The sequence below is a fragment of the Daejeonella sp. genome (assembly GCF_049655485.1).
Lineage (GTDB): Bacteria > Bacteroidota > Bacteroidia > Sphingobacteriales > Sphingobacteriaceae > Daejeonella.
The window spans coordinates 1-4,588 of record NZ_JBASJU010000144.1; the positions used below are offsets into that span (position 1 = coordinate 1).

A 4,588-nucleotide genomic window follows, 5' to 3' on the forward strand; every position below is an offset into this window, starting at 1 on the left:
TGAAATGGGATAAAATCCAATCTGTAAAAATCTCTCAAAGTCCATATCAGCAGCGAAAATTTCTCGCAGATCTATCCTTACACACAGCAGGCGGCACAATCACTGCACCTTATATTCCCCTGGAAGCAGCCAGAGAATTGCAGAATTTTGCTTTATTCAAGATTGAGAGTTGATAAATACACTCTATATAAATTGTAATTTCTGTAGTACGAGTTTTGAATCCGTATTTTAAAAACTATATTTAATACTTAATCTAAAAAACATGATGAAGTATTTATTTATTATTTTTTCTTGCCTTTTTATTTCAGCCGGTGCGAACGCGCAGGGATTTAAAAAGCTTTTTAATGGCAAAGACCTTACTGGCTGGAACATTCATGGTACCGAAAAATGGTATGTTGAAGACGGACACCTTGTTTGTGAAAGCGGACCCGATAAAAAGTACGGTTATCTTTCAACTGAAAAAGCTTATAAGAACTTCGTACTAGAATACCGGTTTAAGCTTGAAGCAAATGGCAACAGCGGTGTTTTCATCCGTTCAACAATTGACGGGACGAAGATTAGTGGATGGCAGGTTGAAGTCGCCCCTCCGGGAAACAGCACCGGTGGTATATATGAATCCTATGGAAGAGGCTGGCTGATAAAACCAACTCCTGAAGATGAAAAAGCGTTAAATCCAGATGGATGGAATAAAGGTAAGATCCGGGTGGTTGGCGATGAAGTAACAACCTGGTTGAACGGCAAACAAATGGTTTTTCTTAAAGACTCAAAGATTGGTGCAGGTGAAGGCTCTATCGCACTTCAGATACATGATGGGGGTGGAATTAAAGTAAGATGGAAAAAAATTCGAATATCAGAACTTCCATAAGATTAAACTATTCCTATAAACAGATCTGACATTTAAATATGAAGAATAATCCAGAATCCTCGCGCAGAGGTTTTATTAAGAAACTTGGAGCCACTACCGCTGCTGTTGCAGTTGGCTCAAATGTTTTTGCAAGTAATGATACCGAGAACAAGGCCGTTGAAATCAAAATCCACAACCGACAGTTTATCGGCCCGAACGATAACGTTAATATCGCTTTGATCGGTGCTGGTATAATGGGTACTCAAGACACAGTAGTGGCGCTGCAAGTTCCTGGTGTAAAACTTGTGGCTGTTTGCGACCTTTACCAGGGCCGCCTGGACAGCGCGAAAACGCGTTGGGGACAAGACATTTATACAACACGGATCTACAAGGAAATTCTAAACCGCTCAGATGTTGATGCTGTTATTGTAGCAACTCCAGATCATTGGCATCAGCAAATTTCCATTGATGCTATGCGTGCCGGAAAGCATGTTTATGTTGAAAAGCCAATGGTACACGATATAACTGAAGGCCCGGCAGTAATAAAAGCACAGAAAGAAACCGGGAAAATTTTACAGGTAGGGAGCCAGGGAGTATCTTCACTTGGGAACGAGAAAGCCAAAGAACTGTTGAAAGATGGTGCAATTGGTCAACTTAATTTCGCTGAAGGATTCTGGGCGAGAAACTCACCCACAGGCGCATGGCAATATCCGATTCCGGAAGATGCTTCTCCGGAAACTGTCGACTGGGAAACCTTTGTTTCTAACACAACAAAAAGACCATTCGATGCTACCCGCTTCTTCAGATGGCGAAATTACCGCGATTACGGTACCGGTATGTCAGGAGACTTATTCGTTCATCTTTTCTCCAGCCTGCATTTTATAACAGACTCTTTCGGGCCGGAAAAGATTTACGCTTCAGGCGGATTACGGTATTGGAAAGATGGGCGTGAAGTCCCGGATGTTTTGCTTGGTATCTTTGACTACCCAGAACAGGCGAAGGCTCACCCTGCTTTCAACCTTTCACTAAGATGCAATTTTAACGACGGCACTAGCGGGAGTACTTTTCTCAAGCTTGTTGGAAGTGAAGGATCGATGGATATCGGCTGGGATTCTGTGACGTTAAAACGTAATAGACCTGTAGTATCAGATGACCCGTTCTTTATTGAACAAATGAAAAAAGCAGGAACTCCTGTAGACGGACGTAAGCGTATTCTTCCTCCGGAGGAATTTACTTTTGCAGCGGAAAAAGGATATAAAGGCGGACCATATGACCATATGGTGAATTTCTTTACTGCTATTCGAACCAATGGAAAAGTAGCGGAGGATGCTATTTTCGGATATCGTGCTGCAGCACCAGCTTTGTTATGTAACGACAGTTACAATAATGACAGTGCCATGTTGTGGAATCCTGAAAAAATGCAAGCGGTTAAGAAAAAATGATAAAGAACATTGCACAGACTGCTGGTTACATCCTGGCAGTCTGTGTTCTTATATCCTGTACAAGCAGCAAACGGACACATAGAAACGCTAATAGTAATTCAATAATTAGTGAAAAAACAATGATGGGAACAAGTGAGAGTTTATTTGATGGTAAAAGCCTTGCAGGCTGGCATGCATTCAACAAGCCGGGGGAAATAGAAAACTGGACAATTATAGACGGTGCAATGGTTTGCTTGGGTGCTGCAGAAGGAGATACTGGTGGTGATATCGTATCGGATAAGGAATATGAAAATTTCGAGCTAAACTGGGATTGGAAAATTGACCAGGGCGGCAACAGCGGGGTAATGTACCATGTTATAGAAGACGTTAAATATAAGGCACCTTGGGAAACTGGCCCGGAATATCAATTGATTGATGATCTTAGTTACCCTTCGAAACTTGAAAACTGGCAACTGACTGGTGGGGACTACGCAATGAACCCCCCAAGCGAAACTAAAAAACTAAACCCCGTTGGCGAATGGAACTCCAGCAAAATTATATTTAATCGGGGTCATGTTGAACATTGGCTAAATGGTGAAAAGATCGTAGAATTTACCGCCTGGGATCCTAAATGGGAACAAGAAAAAAATACAGGCAAGTGGAAAGATTATCCAGATTATGGTTCGGCTAAAAAAGGCAGAATATCTTTACAGGACCACGGCAATAAAGCCTATTTCAAAAACATCACGATCAAAGAACTCTAACATTAAAAAGTCCCCTGAAATTCAGGGGACTTTTTAATACTTGATACCTGCCTGCCGGCAGGCAAGCTTAATTCTTGATACTTTTTTATCCAGCTATCCAACTAAACTTATATTCCAAAGTAGGAGTTTTCATCCGATCAGCTACCCTTAGCAAACGATCAGGCAGATTCATCACATAGTCCCTTGCCTTTTCTCCTGCTTCATTCATGCCAGTTATTTTATCAATCTGCCATTCATCAATTAGTTGTTTCATGATGTCGACGTAGTCGATAGCTGTATAAACACCTAATCTTTGTGCAGCATCCGTGAAGTGTCCAAAGGTCTGACCGACTTTCAATCCCATTTCACGTAAAAAGTGAGCTGGCATTACAATTTTATTACGCATCATATCTTCAAAAGCAATCATCGCTTCGCTTGGATCCACCTCAAAGATGCGCATCATAAAATCTTTATATGCTTTAGCATGTCGAGCCTCATCAGATGCAATAACTCCGCACATTTTAGAAAGAAGCGTATCACCTTCCTGCTTTGCGAAAGATGCTACCCGGCGGTGTGAAATATTTGTTGCAAGCTCCTGGAAACTTGTATAGATAAAATTTCGGTAAGGATCATGCCCGGTGCCTATATCGAATCCATCAGCAATAAGATATTGCGTTGAGATTTCCATCTGGCGCATATCAACACGACCAGAAAGGTAGAGGTATTTATTAAGCAAATCGCCATGACGGTTTTCTTCCGCTGTCCAGTGACGAACCCATTTCATCCATCCACCCTGTTCGTCCTTGGAAATCCCGTCGACCATACTTAGCCACGACTCATACGTTGGAAGCGCCTCTTCTGTGATTGTATCGCCAATCAGAACAGCAACAAGGTCATAAGATAGGTCCTTTGCATTCTCCCTGAGGTCCTTAATTTCTGAATAGAAATTGTCCCGAGTTGAATCAGGCAGGAAGTCAGAAGGCTGCCAATTAGTATCTATAGGTTTAAGGTATTCGTGCATCTTTTCCAGCATATACTTCTCGATATGCCTTAATACTTCCTTACGGGATCCTATATTGATATTCATATGAATTATTAATTAGGCAAATATACGTAAAATGCTGGAATTGCGGTCCAAAATTTAGTTTAAGTGGCTTCAACAGCTGGTTCAGCACCCTTTAATAACCGATATAGATGATAAAAGTTCTTTAAGAATAGTCAAAATTAGTTCTTCTCAAATGTGTTAAATATAGCACAAATACGAGATAACAATGTTGATATGTTATTATCAGAGTAGGATAATATAGAACGGTATTATGTTGACTAATTTTCGGAATAATCAGAAAGTGAATTAAGGGAAATTATGTTTCGAATCGACTCTGCGCTCTCTGCCCCAACTTCTGCGAACTTTGCCCTAAATTCTGCGCCCTCTTCGGTAAGAAACTCGTTTTACATCCCGCTGTGCATTCCAGCTGTGCAGCTAGCCCTTGCTCTTGGTTCTTTATTCAAGGCCTTTTTTCCTGTTGAAAACCCTCTTCCACAAAAAAGCCCCAATCTTTCGAAAGGGGCTTGTTTAAAAT

The 4,588-nt window shown here is 41.2% G+C and carries 5 protein-coding genes; 4 read left to right on the forward strand and 1 reads right to left on the reverse strand.

Annotated elements, in window-relative coordinates:
- The first annotated feature begins 14 nt into the window (after positions 1 to 14).
- The 4 genes from WBJ10_RS05865 to WBJ10_RS05880 all read left to right on the forward strand — a co-directional run bounded on the left by WBJ10_RS05865 (position 15) and on the right by WBJ10_RS05880 (position 3,029).
- Entirely contained in the window at positions 15 to 173 is a 159-nt protein-coding gene (locus WBJ10_RS05865) for a PH domain-containing protein (RefSeq protein WP_424288599.1), read from the forward strand.
- 89 nt (positions 174 to 262) lie between these two features.
- Positions 263 to 865, forward strand: coding sequence for a 3-keto-disaccharide hydrolase (locus WBJ10_RS05870; protein WP_424288595.1), 603 nt, complete (start codon positions 263 to 265; stop codon positions 863 to 865).
- A gap of 38 nt (positions 866 to 903) precedes the next feature.
- Positions 904 to 2,286: a Gfo/Idh/MocA family protein gene (locus WBJ10_RS05875; RefSeq protein WP_424288596.1), complete on the forward strand. Its 1,383-nt coding sequence runs from the start codon at positions 904 to 906 to the stop codon at positions 2,284 to 2,286.
- Positions 2,283 to 3,029, forward strand: coding sequence for a 3-keto-disaccharide hydrolase (locus tag WBJ10_RS05880; protein WP_424288597.1), 747 nt, complete (start codon positions 2,283 to 2,285; stop codon positions 3,027 to 3,029). The genes WBJ10_RS05875 and WBJ10_RS05880 overlap by 4 nt, the downstream gene beginning before the upstream one ends.
- An 85-nt stretch (positions 3,030 to 3,114) precedes the next feature.
- On the opposite strand, the gene WBJ10_RS05885 is transcribed toward WBJ10_RS05880, so the two are convergent.
- Entirely contained in the window at positions 3,115 to 4,095 is a 981-nt protein-coding gene (locus tag WBJ10_RS05885; protein WP_424288598.1) for an acyl-ACP desaturase, read from the reverse strand.
- Positions 4,096 to 4,588 lie beyond the last annotated feature (493 nt).